Raw genomic sequence first — 18,204 nt, forward strand, 5'->3', positions numbered from 1 at the left:
AAGGAGAGATTTTACGATGGAAAAAGAAAGGCATGTACTTGTCGTGTTCCCTCATCCCGATGATGAGGCATTCGGTGTTTCCGGAACAATCGCATCCCATGTTAACATGGGAACGCCTGTCACATATGCCTGTCTGACACTTGGACAGATGGGACGGAATATGGGGAATCCCCCATTCGCAAACAGGGAAACCCTTCCTGCTATACGGAAAAAGGAATTGAAGGACGCAGCGCGCGCAATGGGAATTAATGATTTGCGCATGCTCGGGTTCCGTGACAAGACGGTTGAGTTCGAGGATGAAAATATGCTGACCAATCTCATGTCATCATTGATCACAGAATTGAACCTTCGCTTGTCATCACATTCTATCCTGGCTACTCCGTCCACCCGGACCATGAGGCAACCGGTGCGGCAGTAGTGCGCGCAGTTGAAAAAATTCCTGCAGCAGACAGGCCGAAGCTTCATTGCGTAGCTTCTCACGAAACTGTGTCGAAGAGCTTGGCGAGCCGGATATCGTTTATGATATAAGTGCTGTCGCTGACATCAAGCTTGATGCAATCCGTGCACACCGCTCCCAGACTGAGCTGATGCTTGAAGAAATGGCTGATAAACTGAAGGAAAAGGATTCAAAAACGTTGGCGTGGCTCAACAATGAACGATTTTGGACCTATAAATTTTCATGATAAAATCCACCCTAATAAGGTGGATTTTTCATTTTCGTTCATAAACTCCCTCAATCATCAGGCCTTTTACAAACACAACCTTGTCCTCCGGCTCTCCTTTGATCTTCCATACAGATTCTTTGAAGCCAAGGAATTTGCTGTTATCCGTCTTGCCAATCAAGCGGTCGATTTCAAAGGTTTTCTCGCCATTCACATAATATTTTTGATAGGTCTCATAGCCGCGATGAAATTCTTTATCCTTATAAATAAGGACTCCATCTGTTTTATTCAGATACACATCTAAATTCGCATCATAGAAATACAGCCCTACTAATAACAGAATGGGAACTAGAAACAGCACCATACGCTTCTTTTTAAAAAACAAGAGATCACTTCCCTTATTTTAAAAATTTTCAGTTATCTCTACCTCGTATAATAGCACATAAACATCGAATAAGGCACTTGCGTAACAGTGTCGGATTTTAAGTTAATTTGTGAGTGATTACTCACTTTAAGGGAGGGTGAAGTTCCATGATTGTTTCTATCAAAAATGTAAGTAAACGGTATGGTAAGCATGACGTCTTGAAAAATATCAATTTAGAGATTGAAAGCGGTGAAATTTTTGGCCTGCTCGGACCCTCTGGAGCAGGAAAAACGACTCTCGTTCGGCAGCTCGTCGGGCTTGAAACGCCCAGCGAAGGTGAAAATTATCTTTTCGGCGAAAAAATGCCTTCCTTGAAACTGATTGAAAGGATTGGCTACATGGCTCAATCGGATGCACTATATACCGAATTATCCGCTAAGGAAAATCTTGAATTCTTTGCTTCCTTGTTCGGTCTGAAGGGCAAGCTTCGGAAAAAACGCATTTTAGAAGTGATGCAGCTTGTCGACTTATCTGAGCATCTTAACAAACTGGTAAACAATTATTCTGGCGGGATGAAACGTCGTCTATCACTTGCTTCAGCACTGCTGCATGAACCAGAGCTATTGATTCTCGATGAGCCGACTGTCGGCATTGACCCAGTTCTGCGACAAAGTATCTGGTCGGGTTTCTATGATTTGAAAGCACAGGGGAAGACACTGATCGTTACAACTCATGTCATGGACGAAGCGGAAAAATGCGACAGATTGGGACTGATTAGAGATGGCCGTCTGATTGCAGTCGGCACTCCTGCAGAATTGAAGGAAAGGACTGGTTCTGCCAGCGTCGAGGAAGCATTTTTAGCATTAACGCTCGGCACCCTGTTGTCGGCATTTGCCAATAATGAATTCCAGATGATCCAGTTCATCCCGATCATCATCGTGCCGCAGTTTTTCTTTTCTGGTCTGATCAATCTCGATACGATATTTGATTGGCTGAGCTGGCTTGGGCCAATCACACCGCTCTATTATGCCGCCGAGGCTTTGCGTGATATTATGGTGAGAGGATATGGATGGGATGCCATCTATGGCAATTTGTTGATGCTGGCCGGGTTTTCCGCTTTATTCATAATCCTGAATATACTAGCACTGCGGAAACACCGTGCAGTTTAACCGTGGCGAAAGGAGTAAACGATGACAGATCACGACTTTAAGATTGATGAATTGGTGGACGGAGAAGAGCTGACTGATAAGCAGAAGAAAATCATCATTTCTGCTATTGAATCCTTCGCTGAAAAAGGCTATTCCGCCACTTCAACCAGTGAAATTGCCAAGAAGGCAGGCGTCGCTGAAGGAACAATTTTCAGACACTATAAAACAAAAAAGGATTTGCTGCTGGCGATTGTCGCTCCAGTGATGGCTAAGTTTGTGGCACCTTTTATCATAAAAGATTTAAAGAAAGTCCTGGATCAAGACTATGAGCATGTGGAAGACTTTCTTAAGGCGATGCTTGAAAACCGCCGGGAGTTCCTGATTAAAAATCTCCCGACAGTTAAAATATTGGTACAGGAAATTCCGTTCCATCCTGAATTGAAGGAACTCTTCAAGGAACATATCGGATTGAGGATTTACGAGCGATTAGAAAAACTTGTGGAGCATTATCAGGAAAAAGGCCAAATCATTGAGATTCCTGCTTATAGCGTGTTCAGGATGACTTTCTCTGCGATCTTCGGCTATTTGATCGCACGTTATATGATCCTGCCCGAAGCAGAGTGGATGATGAGGCAGAGACAGAGCGGACAATCCAGTTCATCATGCATGGATTAGCTGGTCCAAATAGCAGCAAAAATTAAACCGGGCGTACGTGCCCGGTTTTTTTGCTTTGAGAACTGGAAAAAACCAGCGATAATTTCCAGTTCGCTATAAAAATGTAGATTTCGCTATAAAAGTCAGATTTTCGCTATATTATTCGATTTTTCGCTATAAAAATGAAATTTTCGCTATAAAAAATAGATTTTCGCTATAACCTTCATGTTACGATTTTCTTTTATTGATAAACCAGCCTATCTTCTAGCTATTTAGGTCATTTTTTAATGCAACTGCTTTGGAAATTTTAAAAAACCTCACTTAATTATCGAAATCGATCAATTTTCACGCGATAAAGCTTGTCATCGCCTTCACTCGGGGTCCCGCGGCCGTCGGTATTGTTGCTGATGAAATATAGATCCTCACCATCAACAATCACATCACGAATCCGGCCTAATCCGGTGACTACTTCTCTGGTAGCTTTCGCAGCAGGGTCGAACTCACGGAGTGCGTTACCTCTCAATGTCGCTAAATATAACTTCCCTTCATGCTCTGCCATTCCAGATGGTGCCCATGTATCTCTTCCAGAGTGGAAAATCGGCGCTTCCATGCCTTGCTTCGTGGCGTCACCTGTTATTTCCGGCCAGCCGTAGTTCTTCCCTGCCTGAATCAGATTGATTTCATCTAGCGCGGAGGGTCCGTGTTCACTGGCATAGAGCGTTCCATTCTCCGACCAGGCCAGTCCCTGCGGATTACGGTGCCCATAGCTGTATACATAGGAGTTTTCAAATGGATTATCTGCTGGAATAGATCCATCAAGATTCAGACGCAGGATTTTGCCGCCGAGCGAACTTAGATCCTGTGCGATTTCCGGATTGGTTGCCGCATCACCTGCCGTGGCATAAAGCTTTCCATCCGGGCCGATTTTCAGCCTGCCACCGTGGTGAAAGCGTCCGCTCGGGATGTTATCGAGCAGCAGCTTGCCTTCCACCCATTCACCATTGTTCAAATTCAGTTCGACGATCCGATTGAACTGTCCGGTGCCATTCTCATATGTATAATAAGCAAATGCCTTGTTGGACTGCTCGAAATCAGGAGCGAGCACAAAGCCAAGAAATCCGGCTTCAGCTGCTTGTGACAATTCCTTTTTTAAAAAAACCTTCTGTCGCTCTGTGGTGTCGCCCTCCACCTTCACAATGGAACCAGGGCGTTCGCTCAAGTAAAATGTCTCGCCGCTTTTATTGATTGACCACGGGACTTCCAGATTTTCCGCAATAACCTCAAGCTGGTCTGCCTGGGCAATCGCTTCTTTGTCTTCTGGGTTTTGATTCACTTCACCTGCAGGCTTCGTTTCGTCACCGCCGGTTGAACAGCCTGCCATCACCATCAGCATTGCCAACATCACATACGAGAAACTTTTCATGGCACACGTCCTTTCCTATATATAGTCCATTCAAAAATCAGAAGTCCAAATCCACTAAAAATCAGATGTCCTTAATCCACTCAAAAATCAATCTTCTAGCACCTTCATAATCGCTTTTCCGACGCCGCTTTCTTCATTCGTCAATGTCACTTCACCGCATAGCTCTTTGATTTCCTGAGCTGCATTGCCCATCGCTACAGGTTTGCCGACTTTCTCAAGCATCGATACATCATTGAAATTGTCACCAAGCGCCATCGTTTCCTCGAGGCTGATCCCTCTTGAAGCTACGAATTTTTCCAGTGCAACTCCCTTTTGAGCGTCGAGGCTCGTGATTTCGATATTCTCACGCCCGGATGAACTGACCGCAAGCCCTGGGATTTCCTCCAGGCCATCCTTCGCGGCCTCAAGCTTGTCATCATCTAGTGAAAAAGCCAAAAGCTTGTAAATCTCATATTGTTCGTCCTCGAATAATTGATCATAATGTTCTATCTTCGTAATTAGCCCTTTATGCATTCTCTCCTCAGCAGCCTCAGCGATTTTTTCGATCGGCACTTCAGGATTTGCAGTTGAGAAAATATCAACGATGATCGTGATCGCCATATCCTCATCTTCAGTAAAGGTACCTCTGTTTGTATAAACCTCGAAATAAACGCCACTTTCCACAAGCCTTAGCGCAGCCTGCCGGGCTTCCGCCTTGTTCAACGGGCTTGAAGAAACAATTTCCCCAATCTCAGAACGAACCTCGGCTCCGTTCACACATATCATTGGCAATTTAAGACCGGATTCCTCAAGAACGAATCTTGCTTCCTGGAACGAGCGTCCGGTTGCGACAACGACTTCGACTCCCTGCTCTTTTGCTTTTAAAATCGCTTCTCTATTCTCTGCAGTAATCTGCTGGGTAGCAGTCAATAATGTCCCGTCCATATCTGTAGCTATGCACCTAATCATTTCTTCACCTTCTGTAGTTATTTTTTCAGTATTAACATTCATGATAGACCTTCAAACACATCACAGCAAATAATACGTGTATATACTAGTGATCAAATTTTCAAGCTAGGTTCATATTGTCATGAAAAGATTCCTATGCTATTATGAATCCGTCTGCAATCGTTTGCACAATCAGTAAATTTAAATTTTTTTCTCCTGCTTAAAGACGTGTAGGGGCAACAAAAGAGCATACGTTAAATATCAATGTAAAACAGCAAGAGTAAATATAGAAATGAGGGTTCACATGAAACACACATGGTGGAAAGAGGCTGTTGCTTATCAGGTATATCCAAGGAGCTTTATGGATTCCAATGGCGACGGCATCGGCGATTTGCAAGGAATGATTTCAAAGCTTGATTACTTAAAGGATTTAGGGATTGATGTTATCTGGATTTGCCCGATGTACAAATCTCCTAATGACGATAATGGCTATGATATCAGTGATTATCAAGATATCATGGATGAATTTGGGACAATGGCAGACTTCGACCAGCTGCTTGCCGAGACGCATAAACGCGGCATGAAGCTGATCATCGATCTAGTCATCAACCATACTAGCGATGAGCATCAATGGTTCATCGAATCCCGTGAATCCATGGATAGTCCTAAACGCGACTGGTACATCTGGCGTGACGGTAAGGATGGCGCTGAGCCGAATAACTGGGAAAGCATTTTTGGCGGTTCTGCCTGGGAGTATGACGAAAAGACAGGTCAATACTTCCTTCACATTTTCTCCCGCAAACAGCCAGATTTGAACTGGGAAAACAAAGATGTCCGTACTGCGTTATACGATATGATCAACTGGTGGCTTGACAAAGGGATCGATGGTTTCCGCGTCGATGCGATCAGCCATATCAAAAAAGAGGAAGGCCTAAAAGACATGCCTAACCCTGAAGGGCTGCAGTATGTTTCTTCTTTTGACAAGCATATGAATGTCGATGGAATCCAGACATTCCTTGAAGAGCTGAAGGAAGAAACATTCTCCAAATACGACATCATGACGGTCGGCGAGGCAAATGGCGTCAGCATCGAAGAAGCCGATCTCTGGGTTGGCGAGGAACAAGGCAAGTTCAATATGGTCTTCCAATTTGAGCACCTTGACCTGTGGGACTCTGAAAAGAAAGCACTCGACCTGGCAAAATTGAAGAAAACTTTTACCCGCTGGCAAAAAGGTCTTGAAGGACACGGCTGGAATGCGCTATTCATTGAAAACCATGATAAAGCCCGGATTGTTTCAACTTGGGGCGATGACAAGGAATACTGGCGCGAAAGTGCAACCGCCCTTGCTGCTATGTACTTCCTGATGCAGGGTACACCTTTCATCTACCAGGGACAGGAAATCGGCATGACTAATGTCCAGTTCCCTTCGATAGAGGATTATGACGATGTCGCGATTAAAAACCTTTATAAAATCCGCTGTGAAAACGGTGTTGCACATGAAGAAATCATGAATTTTATCTGGGCAACAAGCCGCGACAATTCACGGACGCCAATGCAATGGTCGGATGCAGAAAATGCCGGGTTCACAACAGGCAAGCCTTGGCTCGGGATGAATCCAAACTACAAAGAAGTCAATGTCGAAGATCAGCTTAATGATCCCGACTCTATCCTTCATTTTTACATAAAAATGATTGAGATGAAGAAGGCCAATGACATTTTCACTTATGGCACATATGATTTAGTTCTCGAAAATCACGAACAAATCTATGCCTATACAAGAACATTGGGCGACAAGCAAGCTGTTGTGCTTTCCAACCTTTTCAGCGAGCCAGCTGCATTTGAATTCGACGGGTTTCCACTTGAATCAAGCCAATTGCTATTGAACAACTATAAGGTTGAAGAACAGGAATCTTCGTTTACATTGAAGCCATATGAAACAAGAGTATATTTGAAGTAATTTTTTAAGGGAGCGCCTATTTTGAGGCACTCCCTTCTTTCTTTTTCGTACGTATTGGGCTTATATACAAGCCTGTGCCCTGAACTCTTGGATGAATAAATCAGGCTTTCAGTAAATTCTATGTTAATTGCAGCGTCATTCTCTATATTTGCACAGTTGTTCTCCTTATCACGCTTATGCCAGTTAATTGCACCGTAGTCACAATTAATTGCACGGTAACTATTCATAATTGCACCTTCATCCTATATGTGGAAATAACTGCATCGTTCAGTTAAATAAGGTAATAGTCCTATTAAGAATTCATGCTAAATAGGAGGAATCCTGTTGAAAAAATTGAATTTTACAATAAGGTGGCTGATTAGCGTTTAGCTTGCTTGCTTTAGGAGAATATAACACAGGAAGGAATTTGGGAGAGAAAAGTGTTGGCAAAACAGGGGTTATGCATTAAAATAATTTTTGGCTTATAAATATGTATTTTAAGGGTGAAATCATTTTGGAAAAACCATTGCGTAAAACAAGATCCACAGGGGACTTATTAGCATTTATCATTCCCTCATTAATAGGAATATTTTTCTTTATGTTACCAATCTCCTATAACGGAGAAATCACGATACCGATCGCTGTCCTTTCCGGTTGGCTCCAGGACTTGCTTGGCGGCTCGCTGCCTGCAATCATGACTGTGATCATTGTCCTGACACTGATCGGAACACTATTAATAAAAACAATCAGACCGGAAATTCTTAACCGCAACCATTTTCTGAAAGCATTGTTTGATGTGCCAGCTGTCTGGCTGGTTGCCAGGATTTTAGGGGCAATTTTTGCGGTTATGACTTTATTTCAAATAGGGCCGGAAGCAGTTTGGTCACCTAACACAGGCGGCCTGCTGCTCAACGACCTTTTGCCAATCCTTTTCTCTGTTTTCCTGTTTGCAGGATTATTCCTGCCTTTATTGCTGAACTTCGGCCTGCTTGAATTGTTCGGAACGTTGATGGCTAAAATCATGCGCCCGATTTTCACATTGCCTGGACGTTCTTCCATCGATACTCTCACATCATGGCTTGGCGACGGCACGATTGGTGTTCTCCTGACAAGCAAGCAGTATGAAGAAGGGTATTATACTAGACGTGAAGCCGCTGTTATCGGAACCACATTCTCTGTTGTCTCAATCACATTCAGTCTCGTAGTCATTTCTCAGGTTGGCCTGGGCCATATGTTTGTCCCATTTTACCTGACCGTGACATTGGCTGGCGTGGTTGCGGCTGTTATCCTTCCAAGAATCCCGCCACTGTCAAGGAAGCAGGATACGTATTATGTGGAGCAGAACAACGACTACTCTGAGGAAAACATTCCAGATGGCTATACACCTTTCTCCTGGGGTATGGCACAGGCTGTCGAAAAAGCAAGCAGCAACAAGAGTTTCAAAGACTTCTTCCTTGCCGGAATCCGCAATATCCTTGATATGTGGATGGGTGTTGCGCCGATCGTCATGGCGCTTGGAACACTGGCGTTGATTGTCGCTGAATATACACCAGTATTTCAATGGCTAGGGATGCCGTTCATTCCGCTGTTGGAGCTGATGCAGGTGCCTGAAGCGAAGGCTGCATCAGAGACGTTGATCGTCGGCTTTGCGGACATGTTCCTCCCTTCCGTTATCGGCGCTGATATCGCAAGCCCGATGACAAGATTCATCATTGCATCCGTTTCCGTCACTCAGCTTATCTATATGTCTGAGGTCGGCGGCCTGCTGCTTGGATCAAAAATCCCTGTCAGCTTCGGTGAATTGTTCATTATCTTCCTGCAGCGTACGCTTGTGACATTGCCAATCGTTGTACTGATTGCTCATATCATTTTTTAAGATAATAGTAAAAATGGAGCCCCTGATTTTTTCAGGGGCTCTATTTTTGTATATTTAATTAGCACTGGAAGGAACGAATCTGCCTCAAATCCATTCCGTAGTAAACCCATCCGCGGCGGCGGCTCCATCTCCAGCCGGCAATCGAATTCCTGCCGAGGAAAATTGGATAGAACCAGAAGCTTCTGCCATCGACCAGCCAGACGTAGGTGAATCGGAACATACATCTTCTGATTCCGCCTGGGTCGACTGCAAAGGCCGTTGCCTGTTCTTGCGGCACATATGCTGCGGCGGTGATGATGGCGGTCCTCCGCCCTGGCCTCCGCCTGGTGAACCTCCTGGACCTCCCGGAAATCCTCCTGCTCCTCCGGGATACCCACCTCCGGGAATGCCCCCGCCTTGACCTGGAAATCCACCGCCAGGAATGCCTCCACCCTGGCCTGGGAAGCCACCCGGACCTCCAGGAAATCCTCCACCGAAGATCCTTGCATCTCCCTGCTGATTAAATTCATTCTCATAGAATCCATAATCGTCTTCAAATTGCTGATTTGGTCCATATGGGTAGAAGTTATTATAATACAAACTCATATCCCCTCTCTAAAAGTCTTCCTTGTAATGTATGCAAAACGCCCAATTCGGTGCTAGTTGGCACTCAGGCTTTCAAATTCTTTTTGAAGCTGGCCGGTGATTTCGTCTACCTTTTCAAAATCCATGGCTTCAATGTAGATTGCCTCCAGCTGATCGCGCAGCTCTTTTGCGTGGGCCAGTGAGGCGATTGCTTCACTCATCTTCGCTTTATACCTGCCGCCGACATCCTTGATTTCAGCTTCATATTTTTCATCCGTACCAGGTGTGATCAACTCTGTATACATATCGATGATTTCATCCGTCTCTCTTTCCGGAAATACTCGTGCGGAGCGGTGCTGTCGAAGATCGCGAAGTCGAGCTCGCGGACAATGACCATATCAAGGCTGTGCGGATCGAACCCACAATGATAGACTTCAACGTCATATCCGCGCGACTGTGCCTCGGCGGCAATTTTTTTCAGCATGGTGGACTTTCCGGAGCCTGGGCGGCCTTTGATGAAGTACCTCTTGCCCACTGTTTCAGTCAGATTGGGTACGAAGTCTACAGCGCCAACCGGAGTGGCCGCTCCAAGGAATCGGTCGTACACCCGCCCGCTGCCCTCTGTAGATGTACTGTCTCCGAAGAACCTCTCAATCAATCTGTTCGTCAGCTCATTCGCTTTTTCAAAATCCATGTTTTCGATATAGATTTTTTCCCACTCGTCATGGATTCTCAGAGCTTCAGCAAAAAGGCTGTAGGCTGAATTGAATGCCTCACTGATTTTTTCACTAAGCTGCAGGATTGTCTCCTTGTGTTCCTGAAGCTTGCCGGAATTCCACGCTTCTCCCAGATTGACGTACTCCTCTACCGCTCCTGGTGCTTTCGGTTCGATGACGTGCGGCGCAGTTCCGTCAACGATTCCGGCATTCAATTTGGGAATTAACACACCATCGATTGATTTGTTATCTGATGAGCAATACAGGAATTGAACATCATAGCCTTTTCCAAGCCATTCATTGCCGATCTTTTTCATGAGCGAGGATTTTCCTGTTCCTGGTCCGCCCTTCAATATAAATAGCCGGGACAAGCCCTGCAAGCTGGAATCATATAAGCTGTAAAAACCGCGGGCCGTGTTGCCGCCGGCAAAAAAGTTCAGGATTTTTCCTGACATAGAATCGCACTCCCTCCAGCCGTTCTTATAAACGGCAAGTTTTCGCTTCCTCCTTACTATATGCAGGTGATTTGTTCTGGGTGAATGCCCAGACGCCATCTTGAACTTGTCTATTTTGAGAACTATTTCCCGGGCAAGTGACGTTCTTCACAGCTAATCACAGCGCTTTCACAAATCATTCACAATAAACACAAATATGTGTGCAGTACATCACACTACCGTTTTTTCCAAAAAGTTAGGATGTAAGTGTGAAAGGCTCTTCAGATTTATGGCTGGATTTGACTGCCTTATTTTTGAGAGAAAAGAGCCTTGGAAAACAATCAAGGGGGGAAAAAAGTGAATAAACCTATCATCCATTTCATCATCAGTGCTCTTCTTGGACTCGGGATTGGTTATATAGCCTTCGATGTCATTCCTGGAAATGACGGCCAGGGACAAGAAGCCACAACTGGCAATGAGTCTTCAAAGCCTGCAGAAACAGCAAAGGAAGAAAAAAAGTCCACTGAGACCACTTCTGCTGCCGCGGGCGAGGAGAACATCCTTCAAGCAAAAGGCTGCCTTGGCTGCCACTCTGTAGAAGCCTTGAACCTTACTGGCGGAGCAACCGGACCTGATCTTTCCGATGCATTCACCAATGTCGAGGGCAAGCATGGCAAAGCAATCGAAGAATTCCTTAAAGAACCTACCTCAGCAGTCATGTCCGGCGTAATCGGCGGCAACCCGTTGACGGAGGAAGAAATAAATCAAGTTGTGAAAATGTTGAAAGATGCTTCTGAAAAATAAACCAAAGGTGGTGCAGTGTTAATGAAAAAATGGGTTCCCGCAGCTTCGGGGCTGCTAGCCGGCCTCATGGCGGCAACTGTATTCTTTGCTGATTTTTCAACAGGACCTAAAGGAACGGCAAGCAATGACACCGCAAACAAGTCAAACGCTGAAAAAGTCTATATTCCTTATGGCGAGCTAGACGAGTACTACATGCTTTCATCAGGCGGCCACTCAGGCCAGCTTTTCGTATACGGATTGCCTTCGATGAGAAAAATCCGTACAGTCCCAGTATTCACACCGGATCCGGCAACTGGATACGGCTTCGACACAAAATCGAAAGAAATGCTTGGCGGCTATACATGGGGAGACTTCCACCACCCGGCGATTTCCGAAACAGATGGTGAATATGATGGCAAATTCGTGTTCGCAAATGACGTGGCCAATAACCGAATCGCGGCGGTTGACTTAAGCACATTCCATACTGCCGATATCATGGAAATGCCGAATATGGGCGGACCGCACGCAGGGACATTCGTTACACAGAATACAGAATACATTGTCATGCCTACCCGTTTCTCGGTTCCAATTGGAAAAGAGTACGCTCCACTGGATGAATTCGAGGAGAAATATAAAGGCGTCGTTTCCATGGTCACATTCGACCAGGAAAAAAAGGACTTCAATCTGGCTTATCAGATCATGCTTCCGCCTTGGTCCTATGACCTTTCCGACGCTGGTAAAAAGGTCTCTGGCGACTGGATTGTCATGACAACTTACAACACAGAATTCGCAACGACGAATAACGAAATCAACGCATCACAAAATGACCGTGACTATATCGTCCTGCTGAACTGGAAAGAGCTTGAGAAAAAAGTGGCAGCTGGTGAGTATGAAGAAGTCAATGGCGCGAAGATGATTGACCCTCGCAAGCACAAGGGTTCGATTTACGCATTACCTGTAGCGAAATCACCGCACGGCGTTGACGTCACTCCGGACGGAACACGCTTCATCGCATCTGGTAAGCTGGCACCTTTAATGACTGTATTCTCATTCGAAAAAGCATTTGAAGCAATCAAGTCTGGCGATTTTGAAACCGAAAAGTTCGGTATTCCTGTTTTGCCTTATGACAAGGTTGTAGAACGCGAAGTTGATCCTCCTGGAGCATTAGGGCCGCTTCACACTCAATTCGATGACAGAGGCAATGCGTACAATACGATGTTCATTTCATCTGAGATCGTCAAATGGAAAATCGACACCGGTGAAATTCTTGACCGTACACCTGTCCACTATTCACCAGGACACTCAACAGCAACTGAGGGTGACACAGCATCTCCAGATGGAAAATGGATTGTATCTCTAAACAAAATCGCGAAGGACAATTTCTTATCTGTTGGACCTTCACACCCAGAATCAATGGAACTGATCGATATTTCAGGAGATAAAATGTCCCTGACTTACACGGCTCCGGTCGATCCAGAACCGCACTATGCGCAGACGATCCACCGTGACAAGATCAAGACAATCACGATTTACGAGAAAGATGAAAACCGTGAGCACTCCGTTTGGAAGCAGGAAGACACAAGAATTGAGCGAAAAGGCAATGAAGTCCATGTATATGGTATCGCAATGCGTTCCAAATTTGTCTTTGATGCAAAAGCAGAGCGTCCAGACGAAATCAAGGTCAAGCAGGGCGACAAGGTCACCATCCACCTGACGAATATCGACCTTGACCAGGATATCACACACGGCTTCGGCATCATGGACCACGACCTGAACTATGAAGTCCAGCCAGGACAAACAAGCACAATAGAATTTACCGCTGAAAAAGCCGGTACATTCCCAATTTATTGCACAAACTTCTGTTCAGCGCTCCACCAGGAAATGAGCGGCTACATGTTAGTTGAACCGAAATAACCTTGCAAAACGAATATGGAAAAGGGTATTGAGTTTTCAGCCGATACCCTTTCTCCCTTTTTAAAAAGTTTTAAGTCTAGAAATTTAGCAGCGCCAAAAAATGCCGCTTACAGATTTCTTTTAGGAGCTGATTCAGATGGCAAAGAAATTATCTGCTGGTTCTATGGCTAGTCTTTTCGGGGCTGCAGCATTGATTTTTGCCTCTATTAAATTCCCCTGGTGGGGGATGAAGTTTTACGCACCGCAATATATGGAAGGGCTGGATATCATCGTTTATCCCAACAAGCTTGAAGGAGACATCGATATCGTAAACGGCTTGAATCATTACATTGGAATGGCTCCATTCAGCAATGAAAGCTTCCCTGAACTGCAATACCTGCCTGGCCTGATCATGGGGCTTGCGGCAATCATCATCATCGTCGCTTTAGTGAGAAAGAAAATCTTGCTATATGTACCGCCAGCACTGCTTGTTGTGGGTGGAGCCCTTGGCATTTACGACATGAACCTCTGGCTGACGAAATTCGGAACAGAACTTGACCCTAAGGCACCCATCGAGCTAGAACCATTTGTTCCACCGATTATTGGAGAGAACATCCTTGCAAACTTTGTGACACACAGTTATTTTACAACAGGATCATTCCTGATTGGAGCAGGCTTCCTGCTAACACTACTGCCATTCTGGCTGGAGCGCCGCAAATGAACAGGATATTGATCTTACTTGTTGGGATAGCGTCTGGATCTTATCTACCCTGCCTGTCTCGGCAGATGTATCCCTGCAGCAGCTGATTGATGAAACTCCAATAAACGGTGAACTGATTCTAGAGAATAGGCAATACGATGGCAATATCGAGATTACGAAACCAATAACGATAATCGGGGAAAAAGGTACGACAATCCGCGGCGACGGAAAAGGGAATGTCGTTCTGGTCAAAGCCTCCAATGTCACAATGAAGAACTTAACGATTGAACACGGCAGCCTGAACAGGAGCTCCGATGAGGAATATTCGGGAATCCGCACGATGGGAGAGCACAACCAGTTTATTAATCTAGTTATCCACGATGTTTACCATGGTCTCTATATTAATAGTTCAAACCACACTCTCGTAAAAAATGTAAAAGTCACCGGGCAAGGCACTGGAAAGCTAGGCAGCCAGGGGAATGGCATCCAGCTTGTGCGCACGTCCAATAATATTATTGAAGATTCCACGATTTCCAAGACACGCGACGGCATTTATGTCGAATACGCCGATAAAAACGAAATTCGCAACAATTATGTAAGTGAAACACGTTACGGCCTGCACTATATGTATTCCAACGATAATACTTTTTACAGAAACCGTTTCAATAAGAACACTGGAGGTGCGGCAATCATGCACTCCAAAAACATCTTATTGAAGGAAAACCAATTTTCCTTTAACCAGGGATCCCGCTCTTTCGGGCTAATCATCCAAACGAGCACAAGCAACACTGTCCTGGATAATGAATTTTACCTGAACCAGCGCGGCATTTACCTGGAGCAGTCCACGCAGAACAAAATTGAGGGAAACAAGTTTTTCCACAATGACATCGGTGTGGAGCTATGGACCACGTCCACTTCCCAGGTATTCACGAAAAATCATTTCGAGCAAAACATTGCCAATGTCCTGACGATTGGCGCGGAATCTTATAATCAATGGAATCTAAACGGGATGGGCAATTACTGGGGCACAGAGCTTTCGGTCCTAGACCTGGACCAGAACCAGATTGGCGACTCTCCTGTTGAATATAGATCGTCCCTCTACAAGTTAGTAGAGGATAATGAACTGGCCTACTTATTTTTAAAAAGCCCGGCCATCAAAATCTATGAAAAAATCAATGAAGTCTTAAGCACCCAGAAAGTGATGGTCGTGGATGAATTCCCGCTGATTGAGAAGGAAAAGAAATCCGTCCCATGGATGCTGCTTTTCATTCCGGCACTCGCCATTGCGGGTTGGATTTTTATCAAAAAGAGAAGGAGTCGTTTATCATGAACTACATTTGGAAGGAATGGCTTGAACAGTCACGCGGGAAAGGCCTCTGGCTCGGCCTGGCCATGGTCATGCTGACTTCCATCTTCCTGTTGATGGAAGCACGCTCATATCCAGATGAACTCGGATTTGACGCCTTTCTTCTCTCGCTATATGACATGAATATTTACCTTGTCCCAATCTTCGCGCTCTTCATTTCCTCTTTTTCAATCTTCCAGGAAAAAGAGCTGAAGACGTCGATGATCCTATTGACGAAAAAAGAATCGAACCGAAGCCTGATGCTGAAAAAGTCCGTCGCGATCCAAACCGTCGTCATCGGCGTATTTGTCGGCTGGTACTTCGTTCTCGCCATCGCGATGAAATGGTTCCTGCAATTCCAGTTGACCAGCTTCATCTATTTTCTCGTGACTGTTGTGGTACTGCTGTTGATTTTCAACCAGCTGGGACTGTTTTTGGGGAACATCACGAACACGAAGATGCAGCTGATCGGCGCAACGATTTTCACATGGTTCCTGTTCGTGTTCCTGATCGATCTGGCCTTTATACAATACGTTCCATCTGTTTCCTATGAAAATGTCAAACTGTTTTCGTGGCTCTACTTCCTGGATCCATTGCACACATTGCGCTTCTTTCTGGAAACATCTCTCGGGTTATTCTCGCTGAACAATATGTCACGCCTGATGGAAAAAATGATCTGGATGGCACCATGGAAGTTTCTCTTGATTGACCTGGCCTTCTGGATGATCCTGTTCTTCGAGCTCTCGATTCTGTTCCGCAGCAAGGGGGAAAAATCATGATTGAAATCAAGGACCTATCACAATCCTATAAAAACAAGCAAGTCTTGAAAGATATCAACCTGACAATCGAGAAAAACGAGTACTGTGCCCTGGTCGGGAGGAACGGCGCCGGAAAGTCAACGCTGATTCGTTCGATCCTCGGTTTGCAGCCTGTTAAAAAAGGCTCGATTACACTTGGAGGCTTTCCAAATTCGAAAGGAGACTGGAAGAAAATCGTTTCCTATCTCCCGGAAAAATTCCATCTCTATCCGCATCTGACCGGTGAAGAGAATATGCGCTTTTTCGCATCGCTTGGAATTGGTGAGATTGACGAAAAGAAGATTGAGGAGAAACTGAAGATGGTCTCTTTGTGGGAGGACCGGCATAACCAGGTGAAGGGCTATTCCAAGGGAATGCTCCAGCGACTTGGGCTCTGCGTCATGCTTTATTATGATACCGATGTCCTGATTCTCGATGAGCCGACAAGCGGACTGGATCCACTTGGCCGCGAGGAAATATTGCAGATTTTGAAGTCCCTATCCGGCAAAACCATTTTCATGGCATCGCACCATATGGATGAAATCAAGCAAATCTGCAGCCATGTCGCATTTTTGGAAGATGGCAAAATGACAAAATACACCGTCGATGAATTCCTGAATGAACACTTAAAAGGAGCGGATTACAAATGAAAAAATTAATCGCAGGCTTCATGTTGCTGATGTTGATTCTTGCAGGCTGCAGTTCAGGTTCGGATTATGAGATCAATTTAAAGGAAGCCCCTAAGTACAAGGCTGGCGAAAGCTACCCTGTCGTCATTGAAGTGATGCAGGATGGAGAGCCTGTGGACGGCCTGGCCTTTGCTGCTTACCTTGAGATGGCCAAAATGGACCATGGCTCAATTGAACTTGATTTTGAGGACAAAGGAAATGGTATCTATGAATCCAGTGTCGAACTGCCGATGGCGGGTGAATGGATTGCCAATATCGAAGGAGAAGCCGACGGCTCTGCTTTTGAGCATGTGATTACATTCGAAGTGGAAAAGGAATGATCAAGCATGAGACTTAGAACACTTCTGATACTTGTTATGATGGCTGCAGGTTTGATTCTTGGTGGCTGCCAGAAGGATCAACAAGAACTTGTGGCGAAGAACAACTCGAGTGAGCAGAAAGCAAAAGCAGAAGAAAGCTCAAATGACGGATTTCATGCAGACGACAAAGTCGTCACGATCAATGGCAAGGTGCTTAGCTATGAAGACCTGCAATTTTATCAGCTGATGAACAAGATTGATATCGAGCTGAACCGCGCCGTCGATGAAAAGAATCTGCAGGGCGAGGAATTGAAGGAAAAAATGGATTACTGGGATGAGCAATCCAAGTATCATGATAATTTCAACGTGAATCTGTCAAAAATGATGGAGCAGCACACGATGTACCTGCTAGCAAGGGAAAAAGGCCTGGACGTGGAAAGTGCTGAGGTCGGTGGAACTATTGATGAATTCAAAGCGAAGGTCAATCAGAACGAAGCAGCCTCGCAGCTTGTTTCTGCTTACCCTGACGATGCCTATAAAAACAGGCTGAACAGCTACTTCACCGAAAAGCTGCTCACATTGCAAATTCACGAAACTCTTAAGGCCGATGTCGTAAAAGAGAAGCCTAATGCTTCCGAAAAAGAAGTCGCTTTTGACACTGCCAAGAATTACGAAGAACTATACCAATCCCAAATCGCCAGTTTGGAGATTAAAATTAATGCTGCAGATCATGAATAGTTCAGTAATATGGAAAACAGCCTGAGCTCAAGCTCAGGCTGTTTTTTGTTTAAAGGATAGACATTTGCACAATTATTCTGCTTTTTCTCATGAACCTGACATAACTCTAGACGTATCATGACAGCTTTTATGCTTTTACACCCAAACCTGTCACAATTCCGGCGTTTTCTTGACAGCTTTACTGCTCTCACACACAAACCTGTCACGATTCCGGCTTTTTCTTGACAGCTTTTACGCTCTCACACCCAAACCTGTC

Annotated in this window: 14 protein-coding genes and 5 pseudogenes; 14 read left to right on the forward strand and 5 right to left on the reverse strand. The window is 45.1% G+C overall.

All coding sequences use genetic code 11. The features are described 5' to 3' along the window. Positions 1-16 precede the first annotated feature (16 nt). Positions 17-683 (forward strand): annotated as a pseudogene (gene bshB2, locus JCM21738_RS06930) (bacillithiol biosynthesis deacetylase BshB2). 28 nt (positions 684-711) lie between these two features. Here the strand turns inward: bshB2 and JCM21738_RS06935 are convergent. Then, positions 712-1,047 carry a hypothetical protein gene (locus JCM21738_RS06935; RefSeq protein ID WP_023613492.1) on the reverse strand — a complete coding sequence of 112 codons (336 nt, stop codon included), beginning with the start codon at positions 1,045-1,047 and terminating at the stop codon, positions 712-714. Positions 1,048-1,193: 146 nt separating this feature from the next. Here JCM21738_RS06935 and JCM21738_RS06940 point away from each other — a divergent pair. The 3 pseudogenes from JCM21738_RS06940 to JCM21738_RS06945 all read left to right on the forward strand — a co-directional run. Further along, a pseudogene (locus JCM21738_RS06940) lies at positions 1,194-1,886 on the forward strand (ABC transporter ATP-binding protein); the annotation flags it as partial. A gap of 6 nt (positions 1,887-1,892) precedes the next feature. Continuing rightward, positions 1,893-2,195 (forward strand): annotated as a pseudogene (locus JCM21738_RS25505) (ABC transporter permease); the annotation flags it as partial. A 21-nt stretch (positions 2,196-2,216) separates the two neighbouring features. Next, a pseudogene (locus JCM21738_RS06945) lies at positions 2,217-2,875 on the forward strand (TetR/AcrR family transcriptional regulator). 278 nt (positions 2,876-3,153) lie between these two features. Here the strand turns inward: JCM21738_RS06945 and JCM21738_RS06950 are convergent. Both JCM21738_RS06950 and JCM21738_RS06955 read right to left on the reverse strand, forming a co-directional pair. Continuing rightward, positions 3,154-4,251, reverse strand: coding sequence for a PQQ-dependent sugar dehydrogenase (locus JCM21738_RS06950; protein ID WP_023613489.1), 1,098 nt, complete (start codon positions 4,249-4,251; stop codon positions 3,154-3,156). 87 nt (positions 4,252-4,338) lie between these two features. Beyond that, positions 4,339-5,199: a Cof-type HAD-IIB family hydrolase gene (locus JCM21738_RS06955; protein ID WP_031307642.1), complete on the reverse strand. Its 861-nt coding sequence runs from the start codon at positions 5,197-5,199 to the stop codon at positions 4,339-4,341. 283 nt (positions 5,200-5,482) lie between these two features. On the opposite strand from JCM21738_RS06955, the gene JCM21738_RS06960 reads away from it, so the two are divergent. Further along, a complete protein-coding gene (locus tag JCM21738_RS06960; RefSeq protein ID WP_023613487.1) occupies positions 5,483-7,135 on the forward strand; it encodes a glycoside hydrolase family 13 protein in 1,653 nt (550 codons plus the stop codon). A 493-nt stretch (positions 7,136-7,628) separates the two neighbouring features. Then, positions 7,629-8,990, forward strand: a complete 1,362-nt coding sequence (locus tag JCM21738_RS06965; RefSeq protein ID WP_031307641.1) for a YjiH family protein — start codon at positions 7,629-7,631, stop codon at positions 8,988-8,990. An 84-nt stretch (positions 8,991-9,074) separates the two neighbouring features. Here the strand turns inward: JCM21738_RS06965 and JCM21738_RS06970 are convergent, their stop codons facing one another. Then, the gene (locus JCM21738_RS06970) at positions 9,075-9,575 is read right to left on the reverse strand and encodes a hypothetical protein (protein ID WP_243462929.1); all 501 of its coding nucleotides are present in this window, start codon (positions 9,573-9,575) and stop codon (positions 9,075-9,077) included. A gap of 53 nt (positions 9,576-9,628) precedes the next feature. After that, positions 9,629-10,725: pseudogene (locus tag JCM21738_RS06975) on the reverse strand (PRK06851 family protein). A gap of 336 nt (positions 10,726-11,061) precedes the next feature. Between JCM21738_RS06975 and JCM21738_RS06980 the strand changes: the two are divergent. From JCM21738_RS06980 to JCM21738_RS07015, 8 genes are all read left to right on the forward strand, one after another. Beyond that, positions 11,062-11,508, forward strand: a complete 447-nt coding sequence (locus tag JCM21738_RS06980; protein WP_023613482.1) for a c-type cytochrome — start codon at positions 11,062-11,064, stop codon at positions 11,506-11,508. Between the two features lie 21 nt (positions 11,509-11,529). Continuing rightward, a complete protein-coding gene (gene nosZ, locus JCM21738_RS06985; RefSeq protein WP_023613481.1) occupies positions 11,530-13,401 on the forward strand; it encodes a Sec-dependent nitrous-oxide reductase in 1,872 nt (623 codons plus the stop codon). A gap of 136 nt (positions 13,402-13,537) precedes the next feature. After that, positions 13,538-14,101, forward strand: a complete 564-nt coding sequence (locus tag JCM21738_RS06990) for a hypothetical protein (RefSeq protein ID WP_023613480.1) — start codon at positions 13,538-13,540, stop codon at positions 14,099-14,101. Positions 14,102-14,186: 85 nt separating this feature from the next. Further along, positions 14,187-15,410, forward strand: a complete 1,224-nt coding sequence (gene nosD / locus JCM21738_RS06995) for a nitrous oxide reductase family maturation protein NosD (RefSeq protein ID WP_256360184.1) — start codon at positions 14,187-14,189, stop codon at positions 15,408-15,410. Next, a complete protein-coding gene (locus tag JCM21738_RS07000; RefSeq protein ID WP_023613478.1) occupies positions 15,407-16,204 on the forward strand; it encodes an ABC transporter permease subunit in 798 nt (265 codons plus the stop codon). Before nosD ends, JCM21738_RS07000 begins: the two co-directional genes overlap by 4 nt. After that, positions 16,201-16,872 carry an ABC transporter ATP-binding protein gene (locus tag JCM21738_RS07005; protein WP_023613477.1) on the forward strand — a complete coding sequence of 224 codons (672 nt, stop codon included), beginning with the start codon at positions 16,201-16,203 and terminating at the stop codon, positions 16,870-16,872. Before JCM21738_RS07000 ends, JCM21738_RS07005 begins: the two co-directional genes overlap by 4 nt. Further along, positions 16,869-17,231 (forward strand): FixH family protein, encoded by a 363-nt coding sequence (locus JCM21738_RS07010; RefSeq protein WP_023613476.1) that lies wholly within the window; start codon positions 16,869-16,871, stop codon positions 17,229-17,231. Before JCM21738_RS07005 ends, JCM21738_RS07010 begins: the two co-directional genes overlap by 4 nt. A 6-nt stretch (positions 17,232-17,237) precedes the next feature. Next, positions 17,238-17,948 (forward strand): hypothetical protein, encoded by a 711-nt coding sequence (locus JCM21738_RS07015; RefSeq protein ID WP_023613475.1) that lies wholly within the window; start codon positions 17,238-17,240, stop codon positions 17,946-17,948. Positions 17,949-18,204: the final 256 nt, after the last annotated feature.

This window comes from Mesobacillus boroniphilus JCM 21738 (assembly GCF_000517385.1).
GTDB lineage: Bacteria > Bacillota > Bacilli > Bacillales > Cytobacillaceae > Mesobacillus > Mesobacillus boroniphilus.

What these genes read in the sequence shown, in the direction of transcription:
- JCM21738_RS06950 (WP_023613489.1), bottom strand. Translation starts at nt 4,251, where the DNA reads ATGAAAAGTTTCTCGTATGTGATGTTGGCAATGCTGATGGTGATGGCA.
- JCM21738_RS06955 (WP_031307642.1), bottom strand. Translation starts at nt 5,199, where the DNA reads ATGATTAGGTGCATAGCTACAGATATGGACGGGACATTATTGACTGCT.
- JCM21738_RS06960 (WP_023613487.1), top strand. Translation starts at nt 5,483, where the DNA reads ATGAAACACACATGGTGGAAAGAGGCTGTTGCTTATCAGGTATATCCA.
- JCM21738_RS06970 (WP_243462929.1), bottom strand. Translation starts at nt 9,575, where the DNA reads ATGAGTTTGTATTATAATAACTTCTACCCATATGGACCAAATCAGCAA.
- nosZ (WP_023613481.1), top strand. Translation starts at nt 11,530, where the DNA reads ATGAAAAAATGGGTTCCCGCAGCTTCGGGGCTGCTAGCCGGCCTCATG.
- JCM21738_RS06990 (WP_023613480.1), top strand. Translation starts at nt 13,538, where the DNA reads ATGGCAAAGAAATTATCTGCTGGTTCTATGGCTAGTCTTTTCGGGGCT.
- JCM21738_RS07000 (WP_023613478.1), top strand. Translation starts at nt 15,407, where the DNA reads ATGAACTACATTTGGAAGGAATGGCTTGAACAGTCACGCGGGAAAGGC.
- JCM21738_RS07005 (WP_023613477.1), top strand. Translation starts at nt 16,201, where the DNA reads ATGATTGAAATCAAGGACCTATCACAATCCTATAAAAACAAGCAAGTC.
- JCM21738_RS07010 (WP_023613476.1), top strand. Translation starts at nt 16,869, where the DNA reads ATGAAAAAATTAATCGCAGGCTTCATGTTGCTGATGTTGATTCTTGCA.
- JCM21738_RS07015 (WP_023613475.1), top strand. Translation starts at nt 17,238, where the DNA reads ATGAGACTTAGAACACTTCTGATACTTGTTATGATGGCTGCAGGTTTG.